16 protein-coding genes are annotated in these 18,522 nt (G+C 38.1%); 11 read left to right on the forward strand and 5 right to left on the reverse strand.

Translation table 11 applies throughout. The annotated features are described in order from the left end of the window. Positions 1-383: 383 nt before the first annotated feature. From ACYQ73_RS19615 to ACYQ73_RS19625, 3 genes are read left to right on the forward strand one after another with little or no spacing between them, the layout of a single operon-like run. Positions 384-848, forward strand: coding sequence for a hypothetical protein (locus ACYQ73_RS19615; protein WP_460014003.1), 465 nt, complete (start codon positions 384-386; stop codon positions 846-848). A gap of 40 nt (positions 849-888) precedes the next feature. Next, on the forward strand, positions 889-1,062 hold the full coding sequence (locus ACYQ73_RS19620; protein ID WP_460014004.1) for a hypothetical protein: 174 nt from the start codon (positions 889-891) through the stop codon (positions 1,060-1,062). 18 nt (positions 1,063-1,080) lie between these two features. Further along, positions 1,081-1,692, forward strand: a complete 612-nt coding sequence (locus ACYQ73_RS19625) for an alpha/beta hydrolase (RefSeq protein ID WP_460014005.1) — start codon at positions 1,081-1,083, stop codon at positions 1,690-1,692. A gap of 55 nt (positions 1,693-1,747) precedes the next feature. On the opposite strand, the gene ACYQ73_RS19630 is transcribed toward ACYQ73_RS19625, so the two are convergent. The 3 genes from ACYQ73_RS19630 to ACYQ73_RS19640 all read right to left on the reverse strand — a co-directional run bounded on the left by ACYQ73_RS19630 (position 1,748) and on the right by ACYQ73_RS19640 (position 5,629). Next, positions 1,748-3,859: an MMPL family transporter gene (locus ACYQ73_RS19630; protein WP_460014006.1), complete on the reverse strand. Its 2,112-nt coding sequence runs from the start codon at positions 3,857-3,859 to the stop codon at positions 1,748-1,750. A gap of 113 nt (positions 3,860-3,972) precedes the next feature. Beyond that, positions 3,973-4,989 carry an inorganic phosphate transporter gene (locus tag ACYQ73_RS19635; RefSeq protein ID WP_460014007.1) on the reverse strand — a complete coding sequence of 339 codons (1,017 nt, stop codon included), beginning with the start codon at positions 4,987-4,989 and terminating at the stop codon, positions 3,973-3,975. 19 nt (positions 4,990-5,008) lie between these two features. Continuing rightward, the gene (locus ACYQ73_RS19640) at positions 5,009-5,629 is read right to left on the reverse strand and encodes a DUF47 domain-containing protein (protein WP_079562474.1); all 621 of its coding nucleotides are present in this window, start codon (positions 5,627-5,629) and stop codon (positions 5,009-5,011) included. A gap of 500 nt (positions 5,630-6,129) precedes the next feature. Here ACYQ73_RS19640 and ACYQ73_RS19645 point away from each other — a divergent pair, with 500 nt between their 5' ends. Continuing rightward, complete coding sequence (locus tag ACYQ73_RS19645; protein ID WP_460014097.1) at positions 6,130-6,816, forward strand: ABC transporter ATP-binding protein; 687 nt, start codon at positions 6,130-6,132, stop codon at positions 6,814-6,816. Position 6,817: 1 nt separating this feature from the next. Next, positions 6,818-8,137 (forward strand): ABC transporter permease, encoded by a 1,320-nt coding sequence (locus tag ACYQ73_RS19650; protein ID WP_460014008.1) that lies wholly within the window; start codon positions 6,818-6,820, stop codon positions 8,135-8,137. 136 nt (positions 8,138-8,273) lie between these two features. Here the strand turns inward: ACYQ73_RS19650 and ACYQ73_RS19655 are convergent, their stop codons facing one another. Both ACYQ73_RS19655 and ACYQ73_RS19660 read right to left on the reverse strand, forming a co-directional pair. Then, entirely contained in the window at positions 8,274-9,434 is a 1,161-nt protein-coding gene (locus ACYQ73_RS19655; RefSeq protein ID WP_460014009.1) for a class I SAM-dependent methyltransferase, read from the reverse strand. 248 nt (positions 9,435-9,682) lie between these two features. Beyond that, the gene (locus tag ACYQ73_RS19660) at positions 9,683-9,808 is read right to left on the reverse strand and encodes a hypothetical protein (RefSeq protein ID WP_460014010.1); all 126 of its coding nucleotides are present in this window, start codon (positions 9,806-9,808) and stop codon (positions 9,683-9,685) included. Between the two features lie 89 nt (positions 9,809-9,897). Here ACYQ73_RS19660 and putP point away from each other — a divergent pair, with 89 nt between their 5' ends. The 6 genes from putP to menC all read left to right on the forward strand — a co-directional run bounded on the left by putP (position 9,898) and on the right by menC (position 18,504). Then, entirely contained in the window at positions 9,898-11,385 is a 1,488-nt protein-coding gene (putP, locus tag ACYQ73_RS19665; protein WP_460014011.1) for a sodium/proline symporter PutP, read from the forward strand. A gap of 133 nt (positions 11,386-11,518) precedes the next feature. Next, positions 11,519-12,805, forward strand: coding sequence for a GTPase HflX (hflX, locus tag ACYQ73_RS19670; protein ID WP_460014012.1), 1,287 nt, complete (start codon positions 11,519-11,521; stop codon positions 12,803-12,805). Between the two features lie 408 nt (positions 12,806-13,213). Further along, positions 13,214-14,701, forward strand: coding sequence for a peptide MFS transporter (locus tag ACYQ73_RS19675; RefSeq protein ID WP_460014013.1), 1,488 nt, complete (start codon positions 13,214-13,216; stop codon positions 14,699-14,701). 704 nt (positions 14,702-15,405) lie between these two features. Next, complete coding sequence (locus ACYQ73_RS19680; protein ID WP_460014014.1) at positions 15,406-16,551, forward strand: M20 peptidase aminoacylase family protein; 1,146 nt, start codon at positions 15,406-15,408, stop codon at positions 16,549-16,551. Then, complete coding sequence (locus ACYQ73_RS19685) at positions 16,551-17,375, forward strand: GNAT family N-acetyltransferase (protein ID WP_460014015.1); 825 nt, start codon at positions 16,551-16,553, stop codon at positions 17,373-17,375. The genes ACYQ73_RS19680 and ACYQ73_RS19685 overlap by 1 nt, the downstream gene beginning before the upstream one ends. Before the next feature lie 22 nt (positions 17,376-17,397). Next, entirely contained in the window at positions 17,398-18,504 is a 1,107-nt protein-coding gene (menC, locus tag ACYQ73_RS19690) for an o-succinylbenzoate synthase (protein ID WP_460014016.1), read from the forward strand. Positions 18,505-18,522 lie beyond the last annotated feature (18 nt).

Below are 18,522 nucleotides of genomic sequence, written 5' to 3' on the forward strand. Positions count from 1 at the left end.
TCTTGCCTCATCATCAATTTTGTTAAAGAGTATGTCATGTATATACGTTGATCTTCGTTCCTACTGGGTGACTCCTTAGGGATTAGTAATAGAGGAAAGAAGGCTAAAAGCATCACGTCCTGTGATAACGCCTTCGTGACCAACCTCGTGTTGGCCCGAGACCCTGCAGCGAAGCGAAGCGAAGCGGCTCACCGGACGCCCCCAGGAAGCTCTGCTCTGCGCGAAAGCGGAGCGTCAGCAACAAAGCGCCCAATCGGAACGGAAATCAACCTACACGTTATGTACATCAAACTTTACTTTTAGTACTACCTATTTTACTTCGATATAACAGAAAAAATAAGTTATACTGTAAGGTAGATTGAATAGAAAAGGAGCATTATTATATGCTAACATTTGAACAAAAGCAAGCCATCATCGACTCATTTCCTGAACTTGCGAAGAAGGAAATTTCATTGAAACGCTTAAATTATCACTTTATGGATAGCCTTTACGAAAAAACCATTGTTGTGGAAAAGCTACACCCAAATGGCAACGGCTTCGTCTTTGTTGGTGATTTATTGCGCTACGAGAAAGAAGCAAACGATAAAGGTCTAGTCAATATTCGTGACTACGATGAACAACAACTTCGTGAAATTATTGAAGATGCCATTCAATATTTATCGGAAGAAGAAGAAGATCAAGAGCCGATTGAAGAGATTTGGCAAAATCGTGAAGGTATTCAATTAAAGCTAGCCTTTGAGCAACGTTCTTGGAATGTCTATCATGGTGAAAATTTAGAGGAAGCCTTTGGTACACAAGAAGCTGCGAAAGAATATTTATTAGAAGAAGGTTTTCGTAAAAAGAAATAAGTAATTCGGGGGATAAGAACGAATGAATGGGAAAAAAATAGTGGGAATAGTTATTGTTGTTGTTATAGCTGTTTGTTTATTTTCTGTATTTACGATTACGAAATTTTATAAAGACCATGAGGAACAGCCAAATAGTGAAAATCGAGAAATTAATAAGTCAAAGAGCTTGAATTTAATTTTGCCACAGGCTACAATTATCTCGAATTCAAGATAATTGAGAGGTGGACTGTAAATGCAGCACGTTTTTCATAAAGGAACAGATGAAACAAAACCGATTTTTTTACTGTTACATGGTACAGGTGGAAATGAACAAAGCTTAATTGGCCTTGCAAAAGAAATTGATGATACAGCAAGCATTTTAAGTGTTCGTGGAAATGTCCTTGAAAATGGTATGCCACGCTTTTTCCGTCGTTTAGCGGAAGGTGTTTTTGATATAGAGGATTTAATTTTCCGTACGAAGGAATTAAATGACTTTTTATTAGAAGCAGCACAGCAGTATGGCTTTGACCGTAATCGAGTGGTTGCTATCGGCTACTCTAATGGCGCAAATATTGCTGCTAGCCTATTATTCCATTATAAGGATGCTCTAGCAGGTGCAATACTGCATCATCCAATGGTGCCTAGACGTGATATTGAATTGCCTACACTTTCTTCAATCCCTGTCTTTATCGGTGCTGGAACGAATGATCCAATGTGTACTGCTCAGGAATCTGAGGATTTAGAGGCGCTTTTAACGTCGGCTGGGGCAGATGTGACAACTGTATGGTTTAATTATGGTCATCAGCTAACAATGCCCGAGGTAGAAGCAGCTAAAGAATGGTATGACCGTATTTATTCAAAATAAGGAAAAATCCGCAACCTTCAAGTGAGGGAGAGCTCACGAAAGGTTGCGGATTTTTTTATTTGTGCTTCTTCGCGAAGGGTAGCCACCAATTCCAGTCCCCGAAGAGCTTCATAAGACTTGGAACGAGCATAAGACGAATAATAGTTGCATCGATGGCGACCGCAATTGCTATACCAACCCCAATTTGCTTCACAGGCATTACATCTGTAAAAGCGAAAGCCCCTGTTATCACAATCATAATAAGCGCTGCTGACGTAATGATACGACTTGTAGAGGTTAGACCGTCAATCGTAGCACGTGTATTATCCGCCCCTTTTTGATACTCCTCTTGGATGCGTGATATTAAAAAGACTTCATAGTCCATACTTAAGCCGAATACAAGACAAAATACAATTACCGGGATGATAAGGACAATCGTACCGGCTTCAATCCCCAAATGTCCGTATTGGAAAATATAGACGAGAATACCGAAGGCTGAGGAAAGTCCGATGATATTCATAATAATCGCTTTCAGTGGAATTAAAATAGAGCGGAAAGCGAGCATTAAAATAAAGAACGTTGAAACGATAATAATGGAAACAGCCAAGAAAATTTTATTAGAGATTTCATCGAAAATTTCTTGATTGAATTTCGCATGACCTCCAAGAACAAAATGGACACCTAAATCTTTATCTTTCCATGTTCGAGCGAATTGTTGAGCGGTAGTTGATGAACCGGCTGCATCCAATGTAATTGGGATAAAGAGTTGGGTATCTTTAGAAAACGTATTTAGTATTGGTTTTAATTGTTCTGCCACTTGAGGAATTTTCAAAGAAGCCGTCAGTTCCTCAGGAGACTTAATGTTAGCCGTCGTATAAATGGTTGATACATGACTCACTAGAGGGTCATTAAATAATTTTTCTTGAATATTGAAAATAAGCTCTCTTGCCTCACGATCTTCCCAGCCTTCCTTACGTTCTGCTAACAAATATAAAGTTGAGGTATCGCCAAGTCCGAACGTTGCATCTAACTGATCATAAGCTGCACGTGCATCATATTTTGTTGGTAATGAATCCACCTGGGGGATTGTAAGTTTAATATCTTTTAATGGAATCATACCAATACCTAGTAATACTGATGCCACAATAATGATGGTCACAGGATGTTTCATGACAAAGCCAGCAAAGCCACGCCAACGATTTGCTCCACCAGGCTTTACACGTAATAAGCGCCATTTATTTAGGTTATCTCCTATTAGCATCATCGTAGCAGGTAGCAAGGTTAAGCCGGAAAGAACTGCAAGGAATACAACAATTGTGCCTCCTAAAGCGATATTGTTAAAAATTTCGACGTCAATGACAATCATGGCACCTAAGCCAATCATGACACAAACAGCCGAAAAGATGATAGAACGGCCAGCTGTCTGTATAGCTGTTTGAATAGCCTGTACAATGGATGTATGGGCACGTTCTTCGCGATATCGATTAATAAACAACAAGGCAAAATCGATGCTTAATGCAAGTCCGAGCATTGGTACTATATTTAACACGAAAATCGACAAATTGACATGACCGCTAAACAAAGTCAAAATTCCAAACGCAGTTACAACAGTAACAATGCCGATAATGATAGGTAAGATTGAGGCTACGACAGTACCGAAAGCAAGTAATAGCACTATGATAGCGATTGGTAAGCCTATTGCTTCCGCTGATGCTAAATCCTTTTGACTTGCTGTATTGATGTCTGCTGAAATAACAGGCCCGCCGGTAATGCTCACACCATCATCCTCTATTAATGAACGGATCTCTTTCACAACATCAGGTAGATGATCAACATTATTTTTCATATGAACCATGGCATAAGCTATACCGTTCTTTTGTAAAGAAGCATCATCAAGTGGTGATTGGATTGAATGAATCTCCTTAATTTTTTTCATTTTTTTTAATGTATCTTGAATTTTTTTATCGTCTGCTGGATTGAAGACGACCAAAATTGTATCGGAAGGCAAATCAAATGTTTTTGCAAGCTCATTTGTTACGTAGGTATGATCGCCTTTAACAAAAAAACCGTCTCCATGAAGCTTACTTGGGAGTTGTATGGCAAACATAGCCATAGTAATAAAAATTACGAACCATAAGGCTACGATAGCTTTAGCGTGGGCTGTTATAAAAGCTGAAAAAGTTTTCATTGTAGGTACTATCCTCCTTTTTAAAATAGTGTAAAGGATGTGTCACATTTTGTCGTGTGACAATGTAAAGACTCCTGTCCAACAAGGAACAGGAGTCTTAGTATGCTTTCAAGTTAAAAGAATAACGATAACAAAAAGTAAATAATAGCTGCCATAACTGCAGAAATTGGCATTGTAATAACCCAAGTAGTTACGATTTTACGCGCCATCCCCCAGTTCACACCACGTACACGTTGTGCAGAGCCAACACCCATGATAGAGGAAGAAATAACGTGTGTTGTAGATACTGGTAGGTGAATTAATGTAGCACCGAAGATTACTGATGCAGATGCTAAATCTGCTGCAACTCCGTTTACAGGACGGATTTTCATAATTTTACCGCCGACTGTTTTAATAATTTTATAGCCGCCGATAGAAGTACCAAGCCCCATTGCAGTTGCTGCTGCAGCTCGTATCCAGAACGGAATTTCATCTCCTGAATGCAAACCCCCAGCGATTAACGCCATCGTCATAATCCCCATTGCCTTTTGTGCATCGTTAGTACCATGTGTAAATGATTGAATTGCGGCAGTGAAAATTTGCATTGTACGGAAACCTTTATTCGTACGATATAAATTTAAGTTTTTAAACCATAATTTAAACAGTGTCATCATAATAAAGCCGGCGCAAATCGCAAGAATTGGTGATAGCACTAAGGCCATAATGATTTTTGTAAAACCGCCATAGTTTAAAACTCCGAAGCCAGCAGAAGCAACTGCTGCACCAGCAATGGACCCAATCAAAGTATGTGAAGAACTCGATGGAATACCAAAATACCATGTTAGTAAGTTCCAAATAATAGCGGAGATTAATGCTGCTAAAATAACGATTGAGCCAGTCGTGTCTCCCTCAAAGGCATTTAAAGAGAAAGGATCTACAATATCTTTTGTTAGAGCCTTTGCAACACCGACGAAAGTAATAGCTCCGATAAAGTTCATCGTCGCAGCCATCATGATAGCTACGCGAGGTTTCAATGCTCTAGTGGAAACTGAAGTTGCGATAGCATTTGCTGTATCATGGAAGCCATTGATAAAGTCAAATGTTAGGGCAAAGATAACGACCAGTACAGTTAGTATAATGATTGTGTTCATTGTAAGTGCCCTCTCCTAATTACGCGTTACGCATGATAATTGTTTCCATTGTATTTGCAACGTTTTGGCAATGATCAGCGATATCTTCAAGTTGTTCATATATATCTTTATATTTAATAAGTCGAATTGGATCTTTTTCATTTAAAAATAGTTGTTTAATAGATGAACGTTGTACTTCATCACATTCACGTTCATAGTCCTTAATAAGAATTGCGTGTGGGCGCATGCCAATAAGATTCTTTTTCTTTAACTCTTCTGTTGCTTTAACAATTTCATCAGCACTTTTTGAAATATAGCCTAAGAAAGTACGCATTGATTCATCAACCTCAGTTAGAGAGAACATTTCAAAATGAGCGATACAATGCTCCGTACCATCTAATACGTCGTCCATACGAATGGCGAATTCTAGAATGTCTTCGCGTTCGATAGGTGTCATAAATGATTTGTTTAGCATCACGATTAGTTCATGAATGAGCTTATCACCAGCTGTTTCGTAATTTTTCATAGTAATGCTAATCTCTTTTAGGTCAGCTACACTGTTAATACGAAAATCATTTGCGTAATGTACGGCCTCTCTCATATTCTCAGCAATTTTATGCAAAGCTATAAAGAAAGGGTCTTGTTTTTTTGAGTTAAGCATGTAAATCGAATCCTCCTGGATATAAATAAATTGGCCTCTAAACTTTACTATCATAACAAAATCTTTAAATTATCTACATAAAATTCTTCATTTCTACAGAAAACTTTACAATTCTGTAATATACAATTTGTTCACAAAATAATAAAGGTATTGCTGTGTTTGTTTTTATTAATACAGAAAAAGGCCTTGAAGATAGGTTTTATAAAGAAATCTCCCTCTGTTTAATACAAAAAGATACTATTTGGACATAAAATTTTGAAAAATTTCCGAATGAATTGTAAAGGAAATGTAAAGAAATTGTTTTGCTAATAGTTTTCCATTTTCTTAAGAATATCTTCATTTTTATCCTTCAACTTTATTAAGAATTATTTACTACAATGGAGAAGGAAAGGCTCATAACCTAAAATTTAGGATGACTTTTGTAGGGAAGCAACTAGTAGGAACGTAAATCAACCCTGCGTTATGAGTCTGAAGAAGGTGAAAGGGGAGTTTATTTGAAAATGATTCAAGTCGAGAACTTACAACATACATTTTTAATTGGAAAGAAAGGCAAGGAAAAGCAGGTTCCGGTATTAAAAGGTGTCAATTTTGAGGTGGAAAAAGGAGAGATTGTCGCAATTGTTGGGAAAAGTGGGTCTGGGAAATCAACCTTATTACAAATATTAGCTGGATTTATGAAATCTGAACAAGGATCTATTAAGGTAAACGGAATGGAGACAGTTCATCTCACTGAAGCAGAAAGTGCTGCTTTTCGCTTGCAACAGTTCGGATTTATCTTTCAAAACTTTCAACTAATGCCAGGCTTAACGGCATTTGAAAACATAGAGCTACCTTTGAAGTTACAGGGTATCAAGAAAGCTATGCGTATAGAAAAGGTAAAAAAATTAATGGACAAGGTTGGGTTAACAGAGGTGTCAGACCACTACCCAAATGAATTATCGGGTGGTCAGCAACAGCGTGTTAGTATTGCAAGAGCCTTAATTACAAATCCTCCCATTTTGTTGGCGGACGAGCCGACAGGAAGTCTTGATTCGGAAACAGAGCAAGATATATTGCTACTCATTCAAAGCCTAAACCGTGAGCTGGGTTTAACATTTGTCATCATTACTCACGACGAGGAAGTAGCAACGATAGCACATCGACGTTTCCGCATGTACGATGGGGAACTTGTAAAGGAGGAAGCATAACATGTTATTTAAAGATCAATTAGATTTTGTTAAACAGCATATAAAGAAAAATAAATTACGTGTGTTTATGACCGTGCTAGCGGCAACAATGGGCTGTGCATTTTTGATTGTCCTCGCATCAGTTGGGTTTGGGCTTCAGGATTCCATACGTAATGAAATATTATCAGATGAAAAAGTGACGAAAATTCAAGTGTTTGGTAAAGGTCAATTTACAGAGGACCAAATACATGAAATAAAAGGTATAGAACATGTGGAAACAGTACTCGAGACGATTACTGTCAATGCATCTGCCCATTCATTTTTTGAGGACCGCGATACACAATCTGATTTATTGGTTGCTAATATGCATGATTTTGAGCAAGTGAATGGCAAGCTTGAAAAAGGGAAGTATCCAAGAAAGCCAAACGAAATCGTTGTAGGTTATCATTTTGCCCAAACATTAGTCAATGATGCAGAGCGCAAAATTATTGAAGAAAAGAGTAAAAAAGCTGAAGCAGAAGGCACGTATTACAATGGTAGTGAGGAAGGTTATAAGGACTCATTAATTGGTAAAGAGATCGAATTATCATTAATGCCACATACTGATGGGGCAAAAGAGACAGAAAAAATGAAATATACGATTGTCGGTGTTATGAAGAAGCCTTCTTATGATTGGATGATCAATAACTCTATCTATATGGATACAGAGCAAAAGCCGATGATAGCTACAAATTTAGCTGCACCTGGTAATGTTAAAGAGGATGAAATGTTTTATTCGGAATTTAATATTTTTGCGGATAGCATGGAAAATGTAAAGCCGATATTAGACAAACTAAAAGACAAGGGCTATAGCGTTTATTCAGTTACTGAGCAATTGGATCAAATGAATGTATTTTTCCTAGTTTTAAAAATTGGTTTAATATTTGTAGGAACAATTGCTGTCTTGATCGCCTCGATTGGCATTTTCAATACGATGACAATGGCTGTTACAGAACGTACTCGAGAAATTGGTGTTTTAAAGGCGATTGGAGCAAGTCCAAAGCTTATTCAACGATTGTTCTTAATGGAAAGTACATTCATTGGTATTATTGGTACTTTAATAGCGGTAGCCATTTCATATGTTATTAGCTTTGTAGCAAATGCTACATTACCTTTAATTCTAAAAGCAGCAACAGGGGAAGATGCTTTTAGTAGAAACGACATTACATTCTCCCTTATTCCTTGGCAGCTTGTTCTGATTGCCTCAGCGATTAGTATTGGGGTAGCGATGATTTCAGGTTATCGTCCAGCACGTAAGGCCACAAAAATTGACGTTATTCAAGCATTACGACAAGAATTATAATAGAAAGGGCGGTCCAAAAGTTATTGGACCGCCCTGTTAATTTGAATTGCGCAAATTAGAAATACCCGCGCGTCCCGATGAAATACCCGCGGAAGAAGAGCGGTTACTCACGCTACGACCATAAATACAGCGAATTTTATAAGTAAGCTTGTAATTCATTTGCTAAAAACGGCTTGGCATTTAGCAACTTTAAAAAGGCATCATAGTTAGCTCGCTGTTCAGAGCTCGGCTTTTTACCTGTATGATAGGCTCGTATTAAAATGTTTTTTGGTGTATTTTCCATATCTATAAACTCTAGCAATTGTGCCTCATAGCCAACGAGAGATAAAATTTCCGCTCGGATTGAATCCGTTGCGAGCGCTGCAAAACGTTCGCGTACGAGTCCGTGTTGAAGCATGATATCCAGTGCTGGTGTGTTAAGCTGGCGATTTAGCTCATGCTGGCAACAAGGAACACTTAAAATAACGCTTGCTCCCCATTTAACAGCACGGGCTAATGCCATATCAGTGGCAACATCACAAGCGTGTAGAGTTACCACCATGTCCACAGCAGACTCCTCATTATAATCATTAATATCTCCTACTAGAAATTCGAGCTGCTCATAGCCTAAATCCTGTGCAATTCGTGAGCATTCTTCAATAACTTCCTTCTTTAAATCCAAACCTGTGACACGAATGTCTAAGCCCTTTTCGATTTTTAAGTAATGGTATAGGGCGAATGTTAAATAGGATTTGCCTGAACCGAAATCTAAAATACGAACCTGACGATCCTTTGGCAAATAGGTTAATGCATCATCAATAAATTCGATGAAGCGGTTGATTTGTTTAAACTTATCGTATTTTTGTTTCTTTATTTTTCCTTCTTCTGTTTGTACCCCGAGACGAATTAAAAACGGGTACGCCTTATCCTCTGCCAGTAAATAGTTTTTCTTGCGATTATGCGCTAAATTAACTTGCTTTGGCGTTGAGGATTTATCAGATTTCCATAGGACTTTGTTCTTTTTTGATAGTTGTACTTGTATATTTTCATCAATAAAATCAATATGCGCTTGACGGTAATCGTTAAAAAATGCTTCTAGCTTCTCATCGAACTTTTCTAATAGAACATTTTCATGTTTTAAAATACGTTCAAATTGATATTCAACTTGTATATGGTAGGTATCCTTAAGTAATAAAGGTTTTAGCTTTATACGTTTTACTTCGTTTGATTTCATACGTGGTTGACTGATCGTAGCAGTAACGAGTTGCTGCTGTAAAATCCGCTCCATAAGCTGAGTTTTCATTTCTTCAAATGTCATATGTTTCGCCTTCTTTATCGTGTTATAGATGGCACTAGTTTAACACACTTTTTGAAGTGCAATGCTATTATAAATTTCAGAATTTACGCTTTGAATATTTATAGGATATCTTGTATATTTGTGGTATTTTAATTATACTGACATTTTAACTTTTTTCAGCGGACGTCTGAACATCTGCTGAAGAAGTTAAAGCCTTTGGCGCATGTCGTGGAATCGGAAAGGACTTAATAAAGGACGTTAGTCTAAAATCATCGGATCCATGCGATAACGACTAACTGACTTGCATCGTGTTGTTGCCGCTGCCGCTTCGCTTTCGCGTAATAAACATCTGTTGCTGCCGCTACGTTAGCACTACGCTTTCGCACAAAAAACATCTGCGTGCCTAAGAACAAAGCCGATTCCAGACGCAATTATGCCGAGGCATACTTGATAAAAAGTCAAAAGGGGAAAAAGGGGGAAAAGTATGTCTGAAAACATGTATCAATTACTTGCGATTATTATTTATATGATCGCCATGCTAGGAATCGGTTGGTATGCATTTAGGAAAACATCAAATTTAACGGATTACATGCTTGGGGGGCGTTCACTAGGCCCTGCTGTCACAGCGCTGAGCGCAGGTGCAGCAGATATGTCTGGCTGGCTGTTAATGGGTTTACCGGGTGCGATCTATTTAGCCGGGCTTTCCAAAGCTTGGATTGCCATTGGCTTAACAATTGGCGCATATTTGAATTGGCTATTGGTAGCACCGAGGCTGCGTGTATATACACAAGTTGCTAATGACTCAATTACTATTCCGAGTTATTTAGATAATCGTTTACGTGACAACACTAAGCTAATAAGAATTGCGTCAGGTATCATTATTTTAATCTTCTTTACATTTTATGTTTCTTCTGGAATGGTTGCAGGGGGTAAGTTTTTTGATAGCTCATTTGGCTATGAATACCATACTGGCTTATTAATTGTATCTGCTGTAGTTGTAGCATACACATTATTTGGAGGGTTTTTAGCGGTTAGTTATACAGACTTTTTACAGGGACTTATTATGTTTTTAGCACTTATAAGTGTACCGTTATTTGGTTTGTTTTTGACAGGTGGAATTGGAGATACAATAGCATCCATTAAAGCTGTAAATCCTGAACACCTAAGCTTATTATCTTCGAATGCAACTGCTGCAGTAATTATTTCATCACTTGCATGGGGTCTAGGTTATTTTGGACAACCACATATTATCGTCCGCTTTATGGCGATAAGCTCAGTAAAAGAAACAACGCAGGCTCGTCGTATCGGTATTGGCTGGATGATGTTAAGTTTATTCGGAGCGATTGCAACAGCTTTAGTAGGTGTTGCTTATTTTGAGCAAAATGCAGGTGAGTTAAAGGACGCTGAGACAGTATTTATTGTTCTTGGCCAAATTTTATTCCATCCATTTATTGCAGGTATAATGTTAGCTGCTATTTTAGCCGCAGTAATGAGTACCATTTCATCGCAATTAATCGTTACTTCGTCAGCGCTTGTTGAAGACATTTACAAAGCTTTATTTAATAAAACAGCTGATGATAAGCATTATGTCTTTGTTGGCCGTGTCGCTGTTTTAGTTGTAGCTATTGTCGCAGGTATTTTAGCATGGAATCCAGATAGTTCTATTTTAGACTTAGTAGGCTTTGCTTGGGCTGGTTTCGGTGCAGCGTTCGGTCCTGTAATATTGCTGTCCTTATATTGGAGGAAATTAACGAATTACGGAGCGCTCAGTGGGATGGTAGCAGGTGCAGCAACTGCCTTTGTTTGGGGGAAAATAAAGTTCTTAGCTGATACATTATACGAGATTGTTCCGGGCTTCTTAGTATGCTTAATTGTAGCGGTCATTGTCAGCATTTTGACATATAAACCGAATAAAGATATTGAAGACGAATTCAATCGTACTGAAGTATTACTAAAAGAAGAACGTAAGTAAAAATGAAATGCGCCTTTTGCATAAAGGCGCATTTTTTATTATATATATGTTAAACGACACGAATTAGGACATTATATGGTAAGATGAAGAAAATTTGTCGTAGTAGCACCAAAGTTTGGTGGGAGGTTTGTGGATGGATAGAATTAAAGAAGTAGATATATTGTTGGAAAGAGCTGTTTTAGTTGGCGTAAATCTACGGAATGATGAGCATTTTGATTATTCGATGGAGGAGCTAAAAAATTTAGCTGAAGCTTTGAATGTTGAAGTTGCCGGCATTGTCACACAAAATTTAGAGCGCATTACGCCATCTCATTATGTTGGTACTGGAAAAATTGAAGAAATAAAAAACTTTTATGATGAAGCACAAGCGAATTTAGTGATCTTTAATGATGAATTATCACCTTCGCAAATCCGTAATTTAGAGCGTGATTTAGAGACGAAGGTTATTGATAGAACGATGTTGATTTTAGATATTTTTGGACGTCGTGCTAAAACAAGTGAAGCACAGATGCAAGTCGAGTTAGCGCAATTGCAATATATGCTACCTCGTTTAGTCGGCTTGCATGCATCTCTCAGCCGTCAAGGTGGTGGTACAGGTGGTGGCTTTAAAAACCGTGGTGCCGGTGAGACAAAGCTCGAGCTGGACCGTCGGAAAATTGAGGATCAGATTTCGAAAATAAAGAAGGAGCTAGAGCATGTAAAGGAGCAACGAGAGACGCAGCGTAAACAACGACGTAAAAATGCTGTCCCTGTCGTTTCCATTGTCGGCTATACGAATGCTGGGAAGTCAACTATCATGAATCAGCTGCTTTCGAAAATAGGGCAAGAAGATCATAAACAAGTGTTTGAGAAGGACATGCTTTTTGCCACACTTGAAACATCCGTCCGTCAAATAGAATTATCTGATAAAAAGACATTCCTATTAACAGATACAGTTGGTTTCGTTAGTAAATTACCGCATCATCTAGTGAAGGCATTCCGCTCAACATTGGAAGAGGCTCGTGACGCCGACTTACTACTCCATGTTGTAGATGTTTCCAATTCTGAGCACGGCTTTATGATGGATGTGACAAATGAAACGCTTAAGGCAGTTGGCGTTGAAGGGATTCCGACAATTTATGTGTATAATAAAGCGGATATAGCAGACGTCCCTTATCCTGTTACTAGTGGTGATAATATTTGGATTTCTGCGAAGCAAGGGATGGGATTAGAAGAATTATTGCAAATGATACGTCAGCATATTTTCTCTGATTATGTAACATGTAAAATGCTCATTCCGTATGAACAGGGGAATATCGTCTCTTATTTAAATGAACATGCCTCCGTCTTTGAAACAGCATATGAAGAAAATGGTACGCTGCTAACGCTAGAGTTAAAAGAAGCGGATTATGCAAAATTCCAACAATACGTAATTAAATAATGAATAACATCATTGTTTTAAAAGCATGCTAGAAGCACTTCGTGTTTCTAGTGTGCTTTTTTTGTAATCGAAAAAGAGAATTTATATCGCTATGAATGAAATTATAGATAATTCTAGCTTTTTTGTTTAAAAAGTAAAAAATCTGACTATAAAATATTTTAGAATAATTTTATAGCGGTTTATAATTTAGTGGGTATTAAAGAATCAGAAAACTTAGGAATATCAATAGGTTTGGTACAATTCAATGAAAATCATTCTGAATTTAAAGAAAAGGTGTAAAATTCCAACATTTTTTAAAACTCTTGAAAAAGTTTTTAAAACGCTTTAGTATGATGAAATAAAGTTTTTATCCTTACTTTTGGGTAATAATATTATTATTGAATAATGAAATTGGGAGAGGATATTTTTATGTCTACTAAAGATGAAATTGTAAAATCCGTCCCTCAAAATGGCTTTGTCGGACACCCTAAAGGGCTCTTTACATTATTTTTCACTGAATTTTGGGAACGTTTCTCGTACTACGGTATGCGAGCAATTCTGATTTTCTTTATGTATTATGAATTGCATGAAGGCGGTTTAGGCCTAGATCGTGGAACAGCAAACTCAATTATGGCTATCTACGGATCAATGGTTTACATGTCAGGGATTCTCGGTGGTTGGATTGCTGACCGAATACTAGGTACGCGTAGAACAATTTTTTATGGTGGCGTGTTCATCATGTTTGGTCATTTCCTGCTAGCATTGCCTGGCGGTGTGAGCATGTTGTTTGCTTCAATGTTCTTTATTGTTATTGGGACAGGTTTATTAAAACCGAACATTTCAAGCGTTGTCGGAGATATTTATGCTGAAACAGATAGTCGCCGTGATGCAGGTTTTTCAATTTTCTACATGGGTATTAATATGGGTTCATTCCTTGCACCTTTAATTGTCGGAACAATTGGACAAAAGTATAATTTCCACCTAGGCTTTGGTCTAGCAGGGATTGGAATGTTTGTTGGTTTAATTATTTATAAATTAACAGAGAAAAAATATTTAGGATTAGCAGGTTTACAGGTAAACAACCCGTTACTGCCTGAGGAACGTAAAAAAGTCTTTACACGATTTGGGATTATAGCTCTACTTATTATTATTGCCGGGGCTATTGGTATCAAAACTGGCGTACTAACAATGAATGTTTTTAGTTTCATTATTACGACACTAGGTGTATTAATTCCAACGGTGTTCTTTATTTATATGTATCGCAGTGAGAAAACAACGAAGGATGAGAAGTCTCGCATACTCGCTTATATTCCTTTGTTTGTATCGGCTGTAATGTTTTGGGCAATCCAAGAACAAGGGGCAACTATTTTAGCAACGTTTGCAGATAAACGTACACAATTAGATATTGGTGGTTTCCATATTCAATCTTCTTGGTTCCAATCGTTAAACCCTTTATTCGTCGTTACGATGGCTCCGTTATTTGCTACGTTATGGTTGAAGTGGGGAGATAAACAACCATCTACACCACGTAAATTTGCTTATGCATTATTCTTTGCAGGATTGTCATTCATAGTGATGATGCTTCCAGCGTATTTATCTGGTGGTGAAGAATTAGTAAGCCCATTGTGGTTAGTATTATCATTCTTTTTAGTTGTAGTTGGGGAGTTATTATTATCGCCAGTAGGTTTATCAGCTACTACAAAATTGGCTCCGAAGGCTTTTGCTGCACAAACGATGTCACTTTGGTTTTTAACAAGCGCAGCAGCGCAAGCAATCAACGCACAACTTGTAAAAGTCTATGAAGTGGTAAGTGAATTCACATACTTCGGTTTCTTAGGCTCATTATCAATTGTTTTAGGGATAATAATATTAGTACTTTCGCCAATTATTTCAAAAGCTATGCGAGGTATTAATTAATCGAAGAATGCAAGTACAGTTATTCAAATAACTGTACTTGCATCTTTTTTTGTATTAAAGAGCATTTGATATTAGTGTATGAATTAACAAACCGAGGAGGTGGGCAACTATTCGTCAGAAAGTTGAATGTTGTGCCGTAGAAACAAAAGTGACGAATAGAAAGGCATAAAGCATTCAAACATATATAATGAATAACCACTTTTATAATGTTAAGACTCGATGTTTCAAGTGACTCTAAGTATTATTTTTTTGGGCTCATCATCAAAAGTTTAGGAAGACATTTTTTTTTAACGTATGCTATGTAAAGAAGTTGATTGGAGTGGAGGCTAGGCGACTCCTTGGGGATCAGCAATGGAGGAACGAAGGCTAAAACCATCACATCCTGTGATAACGCCTTTGTGATCAACATCGTGTTGGCCCGAGACCCTGGAGCGAAGCGAAGTGGCTCATCGGACGCCCCCAGGAAGCTTTGTTCTGTGCGAAAGCGAAGCGTCAGCAACAAATGTTTTAACTGTGCGAAAGCGAAGCGTCAGCAACAAAGCGCGCAGCCGGAACGGAAATCAACCACACGTTATGCGATGAGCCATTTATCTACCGTATCATGTAGTTAATTTTCTGAATGCGGGAATATGTTTTTGTGTAGAAAATAGTATATTTCCGTTATAATATTCTTAATAGTATGATAATTCAAGGGGTTGGATGCTATGAAGGAAGCTTTAAGTCGTTTGAGGGCAAGATTAATGGAGATTTTCACGTATTTGCACGCGAATCCAGAAATAAGCTGGCATGAGGTAGAAACAACAAATTATATTGTTGATTTACTAACACGTGAAGGATTTTCACCAATACGCTTTAAAAACAGTACAGGACTTTATGTTGACGTAGGAAGTGGTAGTCCTAAAGTTGGTTTGCGTACGGACATTGATGCGTTATGGCAGGAAGTAGATGGTGAATTTCGTGCGAATCACTCCTGTGGCCATGACGGACATATGACGATGGCAATCGGTGCACTATTACTTTTGAAAGAGCTTGCTCCATCATTCAACGGTACAATTCGTGTGATTTTTCAACCAGCTGAAGAAAAAGGAACTGGTGCTTTATCAGTTTTAAAAGAAGGAATCATTGATGATTTAGACTTTTTATTTGGTGTCCATGTAAGACCTGTCCATGAGCTTGAAGACGGCACATATTGTGCTGCATTGTATCATGGAGCCTCTCGATTGCTTGAGGGGGAAATCATTGGAGAAGATGCTCACGCAGCAAGACCGCATCTCGGCGTGAACGCCATTGAAGTAGGCGCAACTATTATTGAAGATTTAAGAACGCTTCATACAGATCCAATGGTTCCTGTATCAATTAAGATGACCAAATTCCATGCTGGAGGAGAGTCTGGGAATATTATTCCTGGGAGTGCGACGTTTACCATTGATATACGAGCTCAACAAAATGATGTAATGGGTGCGCTTGCACAGGGAATAAAAAGGGTTATTGATTCTTCCAAGATCTTGCATAAAGTGCAGATTGAATTACGTACAGTAGCAAATGTAGTAGCTGCTGAGGTAGACCCAACTGCTCAATATATTATGGAGCAGGCAATCGTGCAAGCAACCGGGTTGTCAAATTTAAGAAAGCCAGTTCATACACCTGGAGGCGAAGATTTTCATCACTATGCTGTTCAACGTCCGCATTTAAAATCTACGATGTTAGGTTTAGGCTGTGGAGTAACACCAGGCCTACATCATCCAAAGATGAAATTTAAGCAGGCGAGGCTTGTAACGGGGGTTGAAATCCTTACAAGAGCGGTATTGTTAGCATTGGAGTCGGGGAATACAAAGGAGGGATCGGCATAATGTTAGAGAAAGTACGTATTCAAAAAATAATGGCACCTACAGAGATTGTAGAAGTACAAATTTTGAACGAAAGTATTTGGGGGAGTCAGGCTATACCCTCACATCAATTGTTAGCAGCTGTACAAAATGGTGGATTAATCCTTGGGGCGTATTTAGACGAAAAGCTGATTGGCTTTAACTACTGCTTTGTTGGCTATCGACATGGAAAAATGTATTTACACTCACACATGATTGGTGTGGAGAAAACATATCGTGAACAAGGTGTAGGTGAATTATTAAAGCATGCCCAACAGGAATATGCAAAAGAACATGGGTTTCAGCTTGTTATTTGGTTATTTGATCCGCTAGAAACATGTATGGCTAATTTATCATTTTTGAAGCTCAATGCCTTTAGTTTTCAGTACGAAAATGATTATTATGGCCCGCTCAAGGATGATTTTAACGATGGGCTACCTTCAGATCGAATAGTTGTTGAATGGTGGATTGAACACGATCGAGTGGAGGATTCCCTAGATGAACTGGAAGAAGAAGCTGAAGAAATTGTACCGTGGTCTTTAACGGTAGATGGCTTACCAGTGCTCGATATTGATGGTGAATTTCAGCAAGAGCAATTATATTATAAGGACGCCTATTTATTGCCCATTCCTCAATTTTTACAAAAGATGAAAGTGGAGAGTCCTAGGCTTGCAGAGGACTGGCGTTATAAAGTACGTACTATTTTAACGACATTGTTTGAACAAAATTATGCAATTGTTCGAGTAAAAAAGGATAAGGAATATGTTCATAGTTATCTATTAGTCAGACGCTCCTTATTAGCTTTATAATAAGGATAAGGAGTGAAATCTTGTGAAACTAGAACAGATTACAGTGAGACATATAAAAATGCCTATGAAAGCACCGTTTACAACGAGTTTTGGCACAATTAATGAAAAAGAGTTCTTACTTATAGAAGCGATCGATCAATCAGGAACTGTAGGATGGGGAGAAGCTGTTGCCTTTGTAGCGCCGTGGTATACAGAGGAGACGTTGAAAACAACATGGCATATGCTTGAAGACTTCTTAATCCCCATCTTGTTACATAAAGAGGTTGGGCATCCAGATGAAGTCAGTGCTTTGTTCTCCTCTATTCGTCGTAATTGCATGGCGAAATCCTCTGTTGAAGGGGCTATTTGGGATATTTATGCTCAACAAACGAAGCAATCACTTGCTCAAGCGTTAGGTGGAGTTAAGGAACAAATAGAGGTAGGTGTTAGCGTAGGTATTCAATCTTCCACAGATGCATTAATTGATTTATTAAAAGGCCATGTAGATAAAGGCTATAAACGAGTAAAAGTGAAAATTAAGCCCGGTCACGATGTAGAAGTTGTTCGTGCTATTCGAGCTGAAATGCCAGATCTGCCATTAATGGTAGATGCTAATTCTGCGTATACATTGAACGATATGGATGTATTGCAGCAACTCGATGCATTTAATCTATTAATGATTGAGCAGCCGTTAGCTGTTGATGATATTGTCGATCATGCTAAGCTACAGCGAAAGTTAAAAACGCCTATTTGCTTAGATGAAAGCATCACCTCCTACGAAGATGCTCGAAAAGCTATAGAGCTTGGTAGTTGTGGTGTTATTAATATAAAAATAGGACGTGTAGGCGGTTTAACAGAAGCAAGAAGAATTCATGATTTATGTAAGGAAAATAATATTCACGTTTGGTGTGGCGGTATGTTAGAGGCAGGAATCGGACGAGCGCATAATATTGCATTAACATCGCTCTCTAATTTTGTGTTGCCTGGGGATACTGCAGGCTCTAGCCATTATTGGTATGAGGATATCATTACACCTGAAGTAATTGTAGAGGATGGTTATATTCGTGTGCCACAAACGGCCGGAATTGGATATACACCTAATATGAAGGTAATTGATAAGCTAACAACCAGTAAGAAGGTCTATCAATAAAAGGTTTATCACCAAAAG

The sequence above is a fragment of the Lysinibacillus sp. CTST325 genome, from assembly GCF_054665055.1.